Source organism: Paenibacillus sp. FSL P4-0176 (assembly GCF_037975265.1).
GTDB lineage: Bacteria > Bacillota > Bacilli > Paenibacillales > Paenibacillaceae > Paenibacillus > Paenibacillus amylolyticus.
Genome location: NZ_CP150242.1, coordinates 1,628,827 through 1,644,453 on the forward strand (window position 1 = coordinate 1,628,827; position 15,627 = coordinate 1,644,453).

Here is a 15,627-nt window from a genome sequence, read left to right on the forward strand (position 1 = left end):
TATTCCTATCAAAACATAAAGTACCGCTGTGCCATAGGCAGCTCGTCTGCGGGTTCACAGGTGAGAAGCTCGCCGTCGGCGCGCACCTCATAGGTTTCGGCATCGACTTCAATGACAGGGGTGACGTCGTTATGAATCATGTCTTTTTTGCTGACCGAGCGACAGCCCTTGACGGGTTCAACCCGTTTCTTCAGGCCCAATGACTCTTTGATCCCTGCTTCTGCTGCGGCTTGGGAGACAAAGGTGATTGATCCGCTGGCAATGGCGCTACCATAGGCTCCGAACATCGGTCTGCCAAATACGGGCTGAGGTGTCGGGATGGACGCATTGGGATCACCCATCTGGGCAAATGTAATCATGCCACCCTTGATGACAATCTCGGGTTTAACGCCGAAGTAGGCTGGTTTCCATATGATTAGATCTGCCAGCTTGCCAACTTCCACCGAACCGACGAGATGACCGATTCCGTGTGCGATAGCTGGATTGATGGTGTACTTGGCGACATATCGCTTGATCCGATCGTTATCGGAGGGGGAATTCGGGTTGAGTTCAAGTTTGCCGCGCTGTTTTTTCATTTTGTCGGCTGTCTGCCAGGTGCGGATAATGACTTCGCCCACTCGGCCCATGGCCTGTGAATCGGAACTGATGATGCTGAACACGCCAAGATCATGCAAAATGTCTTCGGCTGCGATTGTCTCTGGACGAATCCGTGAATCCGCAAAAGCGACATCTTCCGGGATGGAAGGGTCCAGGTGATGACACACCATCAACATATCGAGATGCTCTTCTACAGTGTTGCGTGTGTACGGTCGTGTTGGGTTGGTTGATGAGGGGATAACGTAGGACTCCCCAGCGGCCCGGATAATATCCGGTGCGTGTCCGCCACCAGCGCCTTCCGTATGGTACGTGTGGATCGTCCGGCCGTTGATTGCAGCCAGGGTGTTTTCGAGAAATCCGGTTTCGTTCAGTGTATCGGTGTGGATAGCCACTTGAACATCATGTTCCCCGGCGGCAGTCAGACAAGCGTCGATAGCGCTCGGGGTAGTGCCCCAATCTTCATGCAGCTTCAGGCCGATTACCCCAGCTTCAATCTGTTCAATTAAAGGTGCGGTACTGGAACTGTTGCCTTTGCCAAGGTAACCGATGTTCATGGGAAAAGCCTCTGCCGATTCTAACATCCGATGGATGTGCCAGGCTCCTGGTGTGCAGGTGGTGGCTTTGGTTCCTGTTGCTGGTCCTGTTCCGCCGCCGATCATGGTCGTGACCCCGGAGGATAACGCAGTCTGAATCTGCTGTGGGCAGATGAAATGAATATGGGTATCAATGCCGCCAGCGGTTACAATCATGCCTTCACCAGCAATGATTTCGGTGGAAGCACCGATGACCAGTGCGGGATGAACACCGTCCATTGTATCCGGGTTACCGGATTTGCCAATGGCGCAGATGTGACCATCCCGAATGCCGATATCCGCTTTTACAATGCCCCAATGATCGATAATGATAGCGTTGGTGATAACAGTATCAGGAGTGCCGTCACTTCGCAGAGCAGTGGTGGACTGGCCCATTCCGTCGCGGATAACCTTACCACCTCCGAACTTGCTCTCATCTCCGTATACGGCATAATCATGTTCAATCTCTGCCCATAGTTCGGTATCCGCAAGTCTTACGGCATCGCCGGTTGTTGGTCCAAACATGGACGCGTATTGTTCACGGCTCATTCGTTTCATGAGGGTTCACCTCCATCTTGTATGGGAGGGGAGAACGTCTTCAGGAATGCCTCCAGTTTCACTGGATCGGGGGCTTGATCCGCAGAGCCTTCGGTTAATCCGTTGAACCCGTGAATCTGGCGTTTGCCGCCAAAGGTCGTGAGTTCAACAGGTTTCTCTTCACCGGGTTCGAAGCGAACTGCGGTGCCTGCCGGAATGTGCAGGCGATGTCCAAAAGCTGACGTGCGATCAAAGTCCAGTGCTGCATTAACTTCATAGAAGTGAACGTGAGAGCCGACCTGGACGGGGCGGTCGCCGCGATTAAGGACAATGAGTCGTAGGGTTAAACGATCCGGATGACAGATGATGTCGTCATCTGGCTTCAAACGGTATTCACCAGGAATCATGGTTTCTCCTGCCTTTCTCAGCGGATGGGTTCATGTACGGTAACCAGTTTCGTACCGTCAGGAAATGTGGCTTCTACCTGTACTTCAGGAATCATATCGGGAACACCATCCATACAGTCTTCACGTGTCAGGATGGTGCCTCCGTATCTCATTAATTCGGCAACACTCATTCCATCCCGTGCTCGTTCCATCAGTTCGGAGGTCAACAAGGCGATGGCTTCGGGAACATTCAACTTGAGTCCGCGTGCTCTTCGTTCACGGGAGAGGTTAGCGGCCACGGTAATCAGGAGTTTTTCCTTTTCCTGCTCAGTCCAGTGCAAGGCAATCCGACCTTTCGCTTATAATGTCTGATATGTTCATGGATCATATTGTATGTTAAATATACTCACACAGGGTGATTTCTTTGTCAATAAGCTTCAAGGCTTATTAGCAGTATGCATGAAACAGGTAGGCATGAAATAAAATTATGTAAGCTATATTGACATGAAGAGAGTAACCCTCCATAATTTGGATCAACGAACATTTCGGACGCAAATGACCTTAATGTTCGTCAATAGACTAAAAAAAGGGAGTGTAGGCTATTGAAGAAGAGGTCGGTCAAGTTATGGAGTATTTTGCTGGGTGCGGTCATTGTGATGACAGGATGTGTGGAGGGCACTGCGCCGCCTGAAGCTTCGGGTTCAGGTGGTACAGGAGAGCCGGCTGCATCCGGTGATACGATTAAAGTTGGCATTCTTCACTCTCTCAGCGGAACGATGGCGATCAGTGAAGTATCTGTTAAAGATGCGGAGATGCTTGCCATTGAAGAGATTAACGCCGCGGGCGGAGTTTTGGGTAAACAGATCGAGCCTGTAATTGAGGATGGCGCTTCGGATTGGCCTACTTTTGCGGAGAAGGCTGGGAAGTTACTGCAACAGGATAAGGTCGCTGCTGTATTTGGTGGATGGACCTCTGCGAGCCGGAAGGCTATGCTTCCAGTGTTCGAACAGAATAAAGGTTTATTGTTTTACCCGGTGCAATATGAGGGGTTGGAATCGTCGCCAAATATTTTTTATACAGGAGCAACAACCAATCAACAGATCGTTCCATCCGTAACCTGGTTACTGGAGAACAGGGGCAAGACGTTTTATCTGCTCGGTTCAGATTATGTATTCCCAAAAACGGCCAATCAGGTCATTAAGGCACAACTCGCAGCAGAGGGCGGCGAAGTGGTGGGTGAGGAATACACACCGCTGGGTCATACCGATTACAGTACCATCATTAGCAAAATCAAAGCTGCGAAGCCGGATATTGTATACAATACGCTGAACGGAGATAGCAATGTGGCCTTCTTCAAACAATTGAAGGATGCCGGAATCTCCTCGGATCAGATGACAACCCTGTCGGTGAGTGTGGCGGAGGAAGAAATCCGTGGCATCGGCGCAGACGTATTGAAGGGGCATCTGGCTTCGTGGAATTATTATCAGACAACCGATACAACTGAAAATGCTACATTTGTTGCCAAGTATAAAGAAAAATACGGTGCTGATCGAGTGACAGCTGATCCGATTGAAGCGGGATATGTGGCGGTTTATCTCTGGAAGGCGGCGGTAGAAAAAGCAGGATCAACCGATGTGGAGAAGGTGAAGGCAGCTGCCAAGGGTCTGGAGTTTGATGCCCCGGAAGGTAAGGTAACCGTGGATGGAGAGAATCAGCATATCTACAAAACCGTACGGATCGGTGAGGTGCAGGAGGATGGGCAGTTCAAGGAATTGTGGAATTCTGGTGAGCCTGTCAAGCCGGACCCTTATCTGAAAACGTATGAATGGGGAGCAACCCTCAGCGCTAAATAACATAGAAACCTCGCAATAAAACAGGCAACTCGCTTCAAAGCAGCCGAAACATAAACGAGGGTGTGACAACACATCCTCTTACCGTATCGCGGTAAAGCGTTACTGTGATGTTAAAAAAATGTTACTGCCGCTAATTGAATTCATGTGAAATATAGAGAGTCACGGTATGGAGGAGGGGATAGCGATGGATATGTTTATCCTGCAGATGTTCAATGGTCTGAGTATCAGTTCAATTCTGTTGTTGATTGCATTGGGGCTTGCGGTAACGTTTGGGCTGATGAATGTCATCAATATGGCTCACGGTGAACTGATCATGATCGGTGCATATGCAACATATGTAACACAAAATCTGTTCATGTCCTATGCTCCAGCGGCGTGGTTTGGTGCCTACTTTGTTGTGGCTCTACCGATTGCGTTCATTGTAGCGGCTCTGATTGGCTGGTTGCTTGAAGTGGTGCTGATCCGGCATCTATATGGCAGGCCGCTGGACAGTCTGCTGGCGACATGGGGTGTAGGCATGATGCTGCAACAACTGGCCCGTACGATATTCGGAGCGCCGAACGTGGGAGTATCCAGTCCGGCTTGGCTCAATGGGGGATTGGCGATCTCGGATGGTATTGTATTTCCGTATAAACGAATCTTCATTATCGCACTGGTTGCGGTGGTGCTGCTGTGCATGTATCTCTATATCTATCGAACATCTTCCGGAAGACGAATGAGGGCTGTAATGCAAAATCGGAGCATGGCGGGGTGTCTTGGGATTTCGACCCGGCGGGTGGATGGCATGACCTTTGCGATTGGTTCGGGCATTGCCGGAATTGCTGGCTGTGCATTAACGCTCATTGGTCCGATTGGTCCTTCGCTTGGTACGTATTATATTGTGGATGCGTTCATGGTCGTTGTTCTGGGTGGCGTTGGGAAATTGGTTGGAACCGTGTGTGGTGCATTGGGGATTGGTATGTTCAACACGCTGTTCGAAACCTATACCTCGGCCTCCATTGGCAAGGTGCTTGTGTTTGTATGTATCGTTGCTTTCCTGCAATGGAAACCACGCGGATTGGTCGCGATGCGCACACGGAGTCTCGATTAACGTGAAAAAGGGGGTTAGTTCATGTCCGCTTTACTCAAGACTGGCAGTCTGAAAATGAGGATTATCTGGGCGGTTGTACTGATCATGATGTGTCTTGCTCCACTAATCTCCACGGAGTTTCGTCTGAGTCTGTTAGCCAAGTTTTTGGCGCTGGCAATCCTGGCCATCGGTCTCGATCTGATCTGGGGATATGGGGGTGTGTTGAGTCTTGGGCATGGGGTGTTCTTTGGTCTGGGTGGGTACGCGATGGCGATGTATCTGAAGCTTCAGGCCAGTGGAGCAACACTTCCTGATTTCATGGGATGGAGTGGTCTCAGTGGTCTGCCGTGGTTCTGGGAACCGTTTCGCTCTTTCCCGGTGGCGCTGTTATTGGGGATAGCCCTTCCGGCATTGCTTGCCTTTGCCCTGGGGTGGTTTACGTTCCGTAACCGGATCACCGGTGTTTATTTTACCATCCTGACTCAAGCCTTGGTTCTCATTACGGTAACACTCTTTGTTGGTAAACAGGAATGGACGGGTGGGACAAATGGCATCACCGGATATAATTCGATCTTTGGTTTTACACTTCATTCCGCTGGAACGACGATTGCTCTCTACTATATAACGCTTGCTGTTCTGGTGATCGCTTATATGCTCTGTCGTCGAATGGTGAACAGTCGGTTCGGCCAAGTGCTCGAAGCTGCGCGTGATGGAGAGAATCGGGTGCGATTCCTCGGATATGATCCGGCAGGATATAAAACGCTGGCTTTTGCTTTTTCCGGTGCGCTTGCAGGTATCGCGGGCATGTTGTTTGTTCTTCAGGTGGGTATTATCTCGCCATCGATGATGGGGATTGTACCCTCCATTGAGATGGTCCTGTGGGTTGCATTGGGTGGTCGCGGTACGCTTATTGGAGCGGTTATCGGAGCGGTGGTGCTGAATGCAGCCAAAACAGGCATAAGTGAGGCTTACCCCGAGGGGTGGCTGTTCGTCATTGGTGGACTCTTTGTAACAGTAGTTTTGTTCATGCCAAACGGTATTGTAGGTGTATATCGTCATGTCGTTCGCTTGCTGAAGCGGAGAGGAGAGAGTGCGCATGTCCAAGTCACTCGGGAAAAACCTAAAGTCTACTGAGGAATCAGCGGTGTTGGTAGCCGAGGATATTACGGTAGCCTTTGGTGGGTTCGTTGCTGTCAAAGGCATGAACCTGAAGTTGCATGAACATGACCTGCATTTTCTGATCGGACCCAATGGTGCTGGAAAAACAACGATGCTGGATGTGATATGTGGCAAAACAAAACCCATGTCCGGCTCGGTGAAGATGGCGGATGGCACGGAATTAACACGACTGAAGGAGCACCAGATTGTTCGCAAAGGTGTGGGACGCAAATTCCAGGCGCCATCGATCTTTGCGGGTCTGACGGTGCAGGAGAATCTGACGCTGGCGGCGGAGACTCGCCGTTCCCCTTTGCAAGCCATCGGTATTCGTCGATATGGGAAAATGAGTGCTGCCATGGAGCATGTTACCCTCCAGATTGGTCTGCGAGACCGCGTTGATGCTCGTGCAGGAGCGTTATCGCATGGGGAGAAGCAGTGGCTGGAGATCGGCATGCTGCTTCTGCAGGAGCCACGGGTGTTGTTGCTGGACGAACCAGCCGCAGGCATGACGGATGAAGAAACACACAAGACCGGGCGACTTCTGCAAGAGATTGCGCGTGAGCGCTCGGTTGTGGTGGTGGAGCATGATATGGAGTTTGTGCGAGAGTTCGCAGCCAAGGTAACGGTGATGCATGAAGGAAAACTGCTGAAGGAAGGTACGATGGCGGAGGTACAGGCAGACCCGAAAGTGGCGGAAGTGTATCTGGGCAAAAGGAGGGATGACCATGCTGTCGCTGCAACGAATTGAATCCGGCTACGGGGAAAGCAATGTGCTTCGTGGTGTGAACCTGGATGTACAGCCTGGACAGGTGGTGTGTCTGATGGGCCGTAACGGTGTGGGGAAAACAACGTTGATGAAAACATTAATGGGGCTGCTCAAATCACGCAAGGGCAGTATTCAGTGGCAAAATCAGGAGTTATCCACCTTGGACTCAGCCAAGCGGGCAAGGGCAGGGATTGGTTATGTACCGCAGGGGCGGGAGATTTTCCCGCAGCTTACGGTGAAAGAAAACTTATTGCTCGGTCTGGAGACAAGTGCACCGGGAGTAAAAACGTTCCCGGAGGATGTACTGGCGATGTTCCCGGTGCTTGCTACGATGTATGGACGGCAGGGCGGGGATCTGAGTGGTGGACAGCAGCAGCAGTTGGCATTCGCCCGGGCATTGGCTTCGCGTCCGGGGTTGTTGCTACTGGATGAGCCGACAGAAGGCATCCAGCCTTCTATCGTGGAGGACATTCGGCAGGTTATTTTGCAGCTCAAGGCAAAGGGGGACCTCTCGGTTCTGCTGGTAGAGCAGAGTATTGATTTTGTACGAAGTGCCGCAGATTACATCTATATCATGGACAAAGGAACCATAACCCTGCATGGGACACCGCAAGAACTGGATATGTCGCAGTTTGAACATCATCTCTCCGTATAGTTGTAGTTAGTCGGCCAGTGGAGAAAGGTTTTAGGAGCGCTTGTCCAGGATATTCGAGTATTTCGGATATAACCGCCGGATGCATTCCGGACAGATGTCATGCGTGAATTCGGCGTGGGTATGCTTCTCCAGATAACTCTCAACGGAGTTCCAGTGTTCCTCTTCGTCCTTGATTTGTTTGCAGACAGCGCAAATAGGCAGCAGTCCGCGCAATGTGCGCACTTCAGACAATGCTTTCTTCAATTGGTGTTCTGTCTTTCTTTGTTCGGTAATATCCATGTGTGCAATTAAAGCGAGATCGGTATCCAGAATTGAATTTGAATAAGATAGAGGGGTGAGTTCTACACGAAACCACCTCTTTTCGTTGTATACAGTATACACGCAGATGTCATATGTATGATTTCGATTAAAGGGTATTCCGCGTTCTTTCAAATTCTGTGCGACAAGTGCCATGTTAGCGTTCTTGCCTCGTTTTGCCCAGGCTTCCGTCAGGTGCAGGTAGTGTCTATGACTACTGTGTATATCCGGGTTTGGTGAGCATTGACCAAGTCCCTGTTGCCAGGCACGGTTACAACTTTGGATAATCCAATTGTCATCAACAATGATGAGCTGGTGACGTATGGACTGGAACGACAGCCTCTCCAGATCGGATGTAACATGTCTCATGGATGAGACCCTCCTTTGGCAGAAATCTTATCTCAGTTCATCTGGAATATCCAAAATATCAGCGACCAGGTGTCTGAATCGGGTTGCTTTGCGTGTGCCGTGAATAAGATTGGATAAACGATAGGGTGGGATGCCATGCTGTTCACAAAAGGTCTTCTGGTCCACTTGAAGTTCGGTTAGCCGTCGTTTGATGGCCCATCCGAACGGAGTAACTGGTTTTTTCTTGTTCAAAAGGGTTCACCCCTGGTTAGAATGTAGTATTCAGCCGCTCTTTCTTCATGTAGAATATATAGAAATGCGAGCTGTATGTTTCATTATATACGTAAATTCGTCATCTAACAATTAAAAAAGACGGAAAAAAGTGTATTTTGTGATTATAAATGGCGTAAATACGTAAATAAAACAAATAAAATGACAAAAAACACGTCGGCAAGGAGGTTGCCGCGTGTTTTTTAGTTTGTTTGAATGAAGGGGAGCAGGTATGAGGAGGAAGAGGATTAGGCCCTGTAGGCATGAAGTCCAGCTCCGAGCATATGGAAACTGGGGAAAAACGATTTCATGGACATCGAGGTTGGCTGTGCCAGTCCATCCGCAGCCGAGGCGCTGACGGTCTTCCATTCATTCTCCAGATCTGTGGCCAGGCGGACCATCAGATCCTTGGTTGTATCGTTGTTCAGGGGAATGACTTTGGAGGCTTCGGTTATGCAGGCATTCATGGCTGAATGCAGGTAACCAAGGACCGCCTCCTCGACCGGGATGTCGAGGTGGTGGTTAATCCAGGCGTGAACAGTGGAGAGGCAGCCAACCGAATCATATTTGGCAAAGATCTGTTCGAGCTGGCTGAATTCAATCCAGGGGTGCAGAGCGCGTGCGAGTCTGATCAATCGTTTACCCATGGCGGCAGCTTGTTCTCTGAGATCTCCAGGGGTTCGCTGAACATGGACAAGCTTGTCGATCAGAGCTATCCGCCATGTATCCTTGTGATCTGTTGCGGTATAGATGCCTTTGATAGCCATACCTTCAAGACGAACGATGCTCGGATGCAACTGACAACGCATGAATGATTCGAGATCTTCAGCATTACGAATGGTACCCTCCCTGATATGGATATCCATGCCGAAGGAATGGGTGAACCCTCCAACCTGAATAGAGGAATCAAGCAGTTTGACATAATCGAGCAGCTTATTCCCACGGTTCACAATCATTCGCCTCCTGCGTTCGTTTAATGTCACTTAAAGTGACATTTATGTTCCTTTTTGTTTGCTTTGTGTTTAGAAATCCGAATTATATGATAGTTATCATCCCATGAATGTCCGCTTTTTGTCAATAGTATCCGTGAAATTTAATGGATTAAATCTGGGATTTAATATTTGTGTTATTTTATATAACTTATTGTGTTATTTATTTTGCGAAGTGCAGGGAGGACTATATATAAGGAAGGACTATATATAAATGAACCAACAAGATCGGCTCTTACCTAAAGAGAGGGGATCAAATCTAATCATATGCAGTTCATGGGTAATGATGACGAGATTATGCGATTTTTGATGAAAATGCCTAGCTGAAAAAGAAGTATTAAAAAATACTTTACTTTTAGTTCTGAACCCGGTATAATCAATTCTGTTGCCGATTATTTACGACATGCGGTCGTGGTGGAATGGCAGACACGCTATCTTGAGGGGGTAGTGGGCGTATGCCCGTGGAGGTTCGAGTCCTCTCGACCGCATCATATGAACGATTAAAAAGCAGCTTTCCATTAATGGGAAGCTGCTTTTTTTGTCTTTTTCGAACAGTATGACATCTGGGTTGAAAAAAGGCCATCCATTACCGGAGGAATGTTGCTCTACCTACCGGCTACGGGTGGCCTGTGTATTATTTTTGCAGCAAATTCTTGATATCTTCTTCAATCTTGTCCGGTGTTGTTTTGGGAGCATAACGTTTAATGACCTGTCCGTTCTGATTCACCAGGAATTTGGTGAAATTCCATTTGATTGCTTTGGAGCCGAGCAGGCCAGGAGCTTCTGTGCTAAGGTGTTGGAAAAGAGGGTGAGCGCTTGAACCGTTCACATCAATTTTCTCAAACATGGGGAAGCTCACGCCATAATTCATCTGACAGAACTCGGCAATATCGTCGGAAGATCCTTTTTCCTGTGCAAACTGGTTGCTTGGGAAACCAAGAACTTCAAATGGAGCATCTTGAAATTTGTCTTGCAATTCTTGCAGACCTTTGAATTGAGGGGTAAGGCCGCATGAGCTTGCCGTATTCACAATCAGGAGCACTTTGTCACGGTAGTCGGACATTTCAACTTCTTGACCGCGAAGGGTATTCACTTTGTAATCGTAGACTGTCATCTAAATCGCCTCCATTTATTTACTCTTATATCTTCTATTATATTGGTTGCAATTAAATATTGCAAAACTAATATGGTGTTAAAAGAATCAAAACAGGCAAGTTGTGCAGAATACGTGAATGAATTGCGAAGTGATTTACGCCAGAGTGAGAATTAGATAGCCTTGAAGAGATAGATAGAGTATAACTTTGTTGTAAGCGTTATTATGGATAGGAATTGGCAAAAATCTGCCGATTTGGTGATCTGGGCGGACTTTACACCGACATGGCACGGGTGTATGATTCATAACGTAATTTCAATTTAAACTAAATTGTACTTGAAAAACGAAACAAACGATAATATCGCTCGATCTTACCTTAAGATATACGAACGATGTTTTAATCGCTGAGTTTCCATTCATTAATGAATGGGAAACGGGGGAACCAACGGAATGCGCTGTCCAGGACAGTGGGCATTCATGGGGTGAATTTTCCGGTGACAGCCGGAAATAGGGCGACTCTCGCGCCCGAATCCGTCAGCTAACCTCGTAAGCGTTAAAGGGAGAGGCAACAAGCCGTACGCTGGTTCATGGTGTTTTCGCCATGGGTTATTTAAGAAGCGTTCGGGAGGCCTTGGTCCCCCACGCTTCTTTTTTGTTGTCTTTTCACGCCAAGGGAGGAACGAATGATGGATACTGAGATGATCTTAGTGACTGCTCCAAATGAAGCAGGACGCAAATTTATCAAATTGCTGATGTACAAAAAAATGCCGTTTGCCGTTCTAACCAACAGTGCAGGGGAAGAGCGAAGACTCCGTAGAATCGGAGTAGAACATGTCATTCGCATGAATACGGCTGCAGCTCAAAAATGGTTTTTGCCGCAGGGCAGCGTAGGCAACGTGTTTATTTTCGAGAACAGCCTGAATCTGACCTGTCGTTATTTACAGATCTGCCGTTCATGGACATCGAAATCCCTGTGCGTCATTACGGAGCAGAGTCATCCTAAGGGCATCTATCGGGGCATGGGCGCAGACCGGATTGTATATTCGCTCAATGGGGAAGTTGGCTTTCTCCTCAATGGTTAATGCCATAGCTTGTGATTGCTCAGGTGTAAGGTGCCTGTTATAATTGAATGTATTAGAATCAATTTCAGAATTCACTCAAGGTATTATGAAATTGATTCATCGATAAACGGAAGTTTGAGGAGACTCATGCAGGATGGTGAGTCTTCTTTTTTATGCTTACAAGGAGGAATTGGCGTGCCGGATGTAGGTGGATTGAAATGGTTGTTTTTTGATGTTGGAGATACGCTGGTGGATGAATGGGAGCCGGTTGATGATATTATCGGACAGTTTGTCCGTGAAGCTTGTGCTTTGGGGTATCCGGTGACAATTGAGGCGGTACGCGAACTGTTCGCGAGTTGTTACCGAAAATATGAGCAATGGCCTATGAGAGTGGCGATTCGCACATTCGTTGAAGACGAGGGGCATCAGAAACAGATTCAGGACAAGCTGAAGTTTCAAAAAGATCTTGAACGTCCTTTTCCTTCAGCGGATTCCGTTCTTCAGCAGTTGTCACGGCATTATCGCATTGGCATTATTGCCAATCAGAGTCCTGGAACGGAAGAGAGACTGGAAAGCTATGGCTTGCGGAAGTATGTTGATGTTCTGGCATGTTCGGCTGAAGAAGGAGTGTCCAAGCCAGACCCTGAGTTATACGCTGTGGCCTTGAAGCAGGCCGGTTGTGAACCGGAGGAAGCCGTCATGATCGGCGATCGGATCGATAACGACATTATACCTGCTCGGAAGCTGGGCATGCGTACGATTCGAATTATGCAGGGTTACGGAAGATTCCAGCCAGAACTATCGGATGACAAACGTGCGGATTGGACCGTTGATTCATTGGATCAACTCTTGCCGTTATTGATACCAAATCAGGATTAGATGCAGATGGTTGTTTATTGGAGTTTGAGTTTTACTATAAAAGGAAACATGTTGCTGTATTGCAACAATAAAGGCTGATCAACTGGGTATAAAATACCGGAGTTGATCAGCCTTTTTAGTATTTAGCCAATTAAAATGAGATTAGAATAACCGAATCGTCTGAATGATCAGATATACATTCAGCACAACGATAATCGCGGCAATGACCCATGAGATGATTTTGAGCCACAATTTGTTGGCGAATGCACCCATGCTTTTTTTATCACTCGTGAACATCACCAGGGGAATTACAGCAAACGGCAATTGAAGCGACAGGACGACCTGGCTCAAAATGAGTAGTTCTTCTGTGCCATGTTCTCCTGCAATGGCTGTCACAATTACCGCGGGGATGATGGCGATCAGACGTGTGACCAGTCTGCGTAGCCAAGCCGGAATTCGAATGTTCAGGAAACCTTCCATAACGATCTGCCCAGCGAGTGTACCTGTAAGGGTAGAGTTCTGACCTGATGCTAACAGCGCCACACCGAACAGGATACTTGCGACCGTAGTACCCAATAGAGGTGTCAGCAGATGATAGGCATCAGCGATCTCAGCAACCTGCGTCATACCAGCACTGTGAAATACAGCGGCAGATACAATCAGGATGGCTGCATTGATGAACAGGGCCAGTGTCAGCGCAATCGTAGAATCCATGGTCGAGTACCGAATGGCTTCTTTTTTGCCCTGTGGTGTCTGTTCGATCTGACGGGTCTGCACAATGGAAGAATGCAGGTACAGATTATGCGGCATCACGGTTGCTCCGATAATACCAATGGCAATATAGAGCATAGCCGGGTTTTGCAGGATCTCAACATTTGGTACAAAACCATGGAGAACACCGCCCATATCCGGTTTTGCCAGAAACAGATCAATCCCGAAGCAGAGGGCAATTGTTGCCATCAGCACAATGACGAGAGTTTCCAAAGCGCGGAAGCCTTTGTTTTGCAGAACAAGAATCAGGAGTACATCAACTGCGGTGATGATAACGCCGTATAACATGGGGATGTTAAATAACAGTTTTAATGCGATGGCAGAACCAATGACTTCAGCCAGATCGGTAGCTGCAATGGCAAGCTCACACAGAATCCATAACATCATAACAACAGGCATGCTGAATCGTTCACGACAGGCTTGAGCCAGATCCCGTCCAGTGACGATACCGAGCTTGCCAGCCAGCGACTGAAGGACAACGGCCATCAGGTTCGATAACAGGATAACGGATAACAAGGTATACCCGAACTGCGAGCCGCCTGCGATATCTGTTGCCCAGTTCCCCGGGTCCATGTAACCTACGGCAACGAGGTATCCTGGGCCTACAAAGGCGAGGAATTTCTTCCACCATGCAGCATTCTGCGGAACTTTCATGGAACTATGTGCTTCTCCAAGGGAAGGGGCCATGCCCGCAGTAGATAATGATTCTCTTGAAGGAGCGTTGAACGGATTTTTTTTACTCATACGATAATCACCTGACTTTGAATTATTGATTTGGAGATATTGATGCGGTACAAACCGCTCATGATATATCTAAATTTTTATGTTTATTGTTACATTGTACTCCTTCAATTATTTTTGTCTAGTGCAACTTTTATGTATCAGCACAAAATTTCGGTTGTAGCTTGAATATGCCCCTTCGTATATTACCCAACCTTAGGGAAAATACAGCCATGGCATTGAAATGCATGAAAATAATAAAGTTGTAAAAGCTGATAAAGATACAAAATTGCGTTTCAAAATGAGCCAGAAGTTTAAATTGAAAGGAAGGCAGTAAAAAACTATATGGATAAGGGAGAGATTCTGAATGGAAGCTTTATATACAGCAGTAGCGACAGTTAAAGGTGGACGTACAGGTTCGGTGACTTCTTCGGATGGCGTGCTCAAGCATGATCTGAAAATGCCAAAAGAGCTTGGTGGCTCCGGTGGTGAAGGTACTAACCCTGAGCAACTTTTTGCCGCTGGATATGGAGCATGTTATGAAAGTGCCCTTGCCAATGTAGCACGCAAAGCAGGTGTGAAATTGGAGGATGTGGTCGTTACAAGTAACGTATCCATTGGTAAAGACCCTGCGGATGACGGTTTTCAGCTGTCTGTTCGTCTGGACGTTAGCATGCCTGGTGTAGATCACAGTCAAGCAGAAGAACTGGCCCGCAAGGCGCATGATTTCTGTCCATATTCCAAAGCAACACGCGGCAACATTGATGTTGTATTAAACGTAGTTTAAGATTTGACTCCTGGTAAGTAAAGGGAACATATAGAGCAGGTTATCCCAGATACCTGATGTTCGACTACAAAGCCCTGCTGGCAATCGGCAGGGTTTTGTGTTGATTATCATATAAGGACATGATGCAGGAGATTAGATGCCAGATCGCGTACTATTTTACATAATTGCACTCTCACTTCATGCTACACATTCCATAAAGGGGGAACGAAGATGAGTATTGAAGAGATGATCGAGCGGCGATTTGTGTGTACAAAATGCAGGGGCACGGATTGTAACATTAAGGAAGTTTCCATGTCAGGAGCAGGCCTGAGTAAGATGTTTGATATACAGCATAATCACTACCTGTTCGTGGCTTGTGCTTCCTGCGGGTATGTTGAAGTATTTGATCCGGATGTCTTGAAAGGGAAAAAACAGGGACAGGTAGGGACGATTCTGGATATTCTGTTTGGCGGGTAGACATGCGCGAGTTGACATTGATCTGAATTTTCTTTAATATAACTTAGTACTGAGTAGTGTCATTGCATGAACCAAATTTGAATTAAACAGGTGATATCCATGTCTTATAGACCGCGTATTGCAGATTTAGAATTAGCTTATGGTAACAAGGAAGACGGATTGTATGAATTCAAAATGAATTTGGTAGACGGTACAAAATGCCGTGTATTCTACACCCGTTCACCGGAATGGAAGATGACCAATATCAGCCGTCTGCAGAAAACCCCTTGTCCAGTATGTCGCAAAGATTTCATTTGCAAATGTATGGACCAGTGGGCAAGTGACCTGCATCAACAGATGATCGATGACCAATGGATGGAAAAGGCAGTTACGGAATAATTGTCG

The 15,627-nt window shown here is 47.6% G+C and carries 18 protein-coding genes, 1 tRNA gene and 1 riboswitch; of the genes, 11 read left to right on the forward strand and 8 right to left on the reverse strand.

Annotated features, from left to right (window positions below):
• Positions 1-8: 8 nt before the first annotated feature.
• The 3 genes from ureC to MKY95_RS07265 are packed head-to-tail and all read right to left on the reverse strand — an operon-like array spanning position 9 to position 2,433.
• The gene (gene ureC, locus MKY95_RS07255) at positions 9-1,727 is read right to left on the reverse strand and encodes an urease subunit alpha (protein WP_076319110.1); all 1,719 of its coding nucleotides are present in this window, start codon (positions 1,725-1,727) and stop codon (positions 9-11) included.
• Entirely contained in the window at positions 1,724-2,113 is a 390-nt protein-coding gene (locus MKY95_RS07260) for an urease subunit beta (protein ID WP_339197740.1), read from the reverse strand. Before MKY95_RS07260 ends, ureC begins: the two co-directional genes overlap by 4 nt.
• Positions 2,114-2,130: 17 nt before the next feature.
• Entirely contained in the window at positions 2,131-2,433 is a 303-nt protein-coding gene (locus MKY95_RS07265) for an urease subunit gamma (RefSeq protein ID WP_036669066.1), read from the reverse strand.
• Between the two features lie 261 nt (positions 2,434-2,694).
• On the opposite strand from MKY95_RS07265, the gene urtA reads away from it, so the two are divergent.
• The 5 genes from urtA to urtE all read left to right on the forward strand — a co-directional run bounded on the left by urtA (position 2,695) and on the right by urtE (position 7,593).
• Positions 2,695-3,945: an urea ABC transporter substrate-binding protein gene (gene urtA / locus MKY95_RS07270; protein ID WP_339197743.1), complete on the forward strand. Its 1,251-nt coding sequence runs from the start codon at positions 2,695-2,697 to the stop codon at positions 3,943-3,945.
• A gap of 184 nt (positions 3,946-4,129) precedes the next feature.
• A complete protein-coding gene (gene urtB, locus MKY95_RS07275; protein WP_036610830.1) occupies positions 4,130-5,035 on the forward strand; it encodes an urea ABC transporter permease subunit UrtB in 906 nt (301 codons plus the stop codon).
• A 21-nt stretch (positions 5,036-5,056) separates the two neighbouring features.
• The gene (gene urtC, locus MKY95_RS07280) at positions 5,057-6,148 is read left to right on the forward strand and encodes an urea ABC transporter permease subunit UrtC (RefSeq protein ID WP_127544208.1); all 1,092 of its coding nucleotides are present in this window, start codon (positions 5,057-5,059) and stop codon (positions 6,146-6,148) included.
• Entirely contained in the window at positions 6,111-6,920 is an 810-nt protein-coding gene (gene urtD, locus MKY95_RS07285; protein WP_338708038.1) for an urea ABC transporter ATP-binding protein UrtD, read from the forward strand. The genes urtC and urtD overlap by 38 nt, the downstream gene beginning before the upstream one ends.
• Positions 6,898-7,593, forward strand: coding sequence for an urea ABC transporter ATP-binding subunit UrtE (urtE, locus tag MKY95_RS07290; protein ID WP_338708039.1), 696 nt, complete (start codon positions 6,898-6,900; stop codon positions 7,591-7,593). Before urtD ends, urtE begins: the two co-directional genes overlap by 23 nt.
• A gap of 30 nt (positions 7,594-7,623) precedes the next feature.
• Here urtE and MKY95_RS07295 read toward each other — a convergent pair whose 3' ends face one another.
• The 3 genes from MKY95_RS07295 to MKY95_RS07305 form a co-directional block, all read right to left on the reverse strand.
• Positions 7,624-8,259: a hypothetical protein gene (locus MKY95_RS07295; protein ID WP_053061478.1), complete on the reverse strand. Its 636-nt coding sequence runs from the start codon at positions 8,257-8,259 to the stop codon at positions 7,624-7,626.
• A gap of 27 nt (positions 8,260-8,286) precedes the next feature.
• Positions 8,287-8,490 (reverse strand): hypothetical protein, encoded by a 204-nt coding sequence (locus MKY95_RS07300; protein ID WP_017690011.1) that lies wholly within the window; start codon positions 8,488-8,490, stop codon positions 8,287-8,289.
• 266 nt (positions 8,491-8,756) lie between these two features.
• Positions 8,757-9,458 (reverse strand): urease accessory UreF family protein, encoded by a 702-nt coding sequence (locus MKY95_RS07305; protein WP_161799427.1) that lies wholly within the window; start codon positions 9,456-9,458, stop codon positions 8,757-8,759.
• A gap of 444 nt (positions 9,459-9,902) precedes the next feature.
• Here MKY95_RS07305 and MKY95_RS07310 point away from each other — a divergent pair.
• Positions 9,903-9,985: transfer RNA gene (locus MKY95_RS07310), tRNA-Leu, on the forward strand.
• 146 nt (positions 9,986-10,131) lie between these two features.
• Here MKY95_RS07310 and MKY95_RS07315 read toward each other — a convergent pair.
• Entirely contained in the window at positions 10,132-10,611 is a 480-nt protein-coding gene (locus tag MKY95_RS07315; protein WP_338708041.1) for a glutathione peroxidase, read from the reverse strand.
• A 371-nt stretch (positions 10,612-10,982) separates the two neighbouring features.
• Positions 10,983-11,158: riboswitch (cyclic di-AMP (ydaO/yuaA leader) on the forward strand.
• Between the two features lie 115 nt (positions 11,159-11,273).
• Here MKY95_RS07315 and MKY95_RS07320 point away from each other — a divergent pair.
• Both MKY95_RS07320 and MKY95_RS07325 read left to right on the forward strand, forming a co-directional pair.
• Positions 11,274-11,672, forward strand: coding sequence for a hypothetical protein (locus MKY95_RS07320; protein ID WP_235193755.1), 399 nt, complete (start codon positions 11,274-11,276; stop codon positions 11,670-11,672).
• 174 nt (positions 11,673-11,846) lie between these two features.
• Positions 11,847-12,530 (forward strand): HAD family hydrolase, encoded by a 684-nt coding sequence (locus MKY95_RS07325; protein ID WP_076319115.1) that lies wholly within the window; start codon positions 11,847-11,849, stop codon positions 12,528-12,530.
• 141 nt (positions 12,531-12,671) lie between these two features.
• On the opposite strand, the gene MKY95_RS07330 is transcribed toward MKY95_RS07325, so the two are convergent.
• Positions 12,672-13,967, reverse strand: coding sequence for an Nramp family divalent metal transporter (locus tag MKY95_RS07330; RefSeq protein WP_036669231.1), 1,296 nt, complete (start codon positions 13,965-13,967; stop codon positions 12,672-12,674).
• Between the two features lie 400 nt (positions 13,968-14,367).
• Here MKY95_RS07330 and MKY95_RS07335 point away from each other — a divergent pair, with 400 nt between their 5' ends.
• The 3 genes from MKY95_RS07335 to MKY95_RS07345 all read left to right on the forward strand — a co-directional run bounded on the left by MKY95_RS07335 (position 14,368) and on the right by MKY95_RS07345 (position 15,621).
• Positions 14,368-14,787 carry an organic hydroperoxide resistance protein gene (locus MKY95_RS07335; protein WP_036610819.1) on the forward strand — a complete coding sequence of 140 codons (420 nt, stop codon included), beginning with the start codon at positions 14,368-14,370 and terminating at the stop codon, positions 14,785-14,787.
• A 210-nt stretch (positions 14,788-14,997) separates the two neighbouring features.
• The gene (locus MKY95_RS07340; RefSeq protein ID WP_036610816.1) at positions 14,998-15,243 is read left to right on the forward strand and encodes a zinc ribbon domain-containing protein; all 246 of its coding nucleotides are present in this window, start codon (positions 14,998-15,000) and stop codon (positions 15,241-15,243) included.
• A 99-nt stretch (positions 15,244-15,342) separates the two neighbouring features.
• Complete coding sequence (locus MKY95_RS07345; protein ID WP_036610814.1) at positions 15,343-15,621, forward strand: hypothetical protein; 279 nt, start codon at positions 15,343-15,345, stop codon at positions 15,619-15,621.
• Positions 15,622-15,627: the final 6 nt, after the last annotated feature.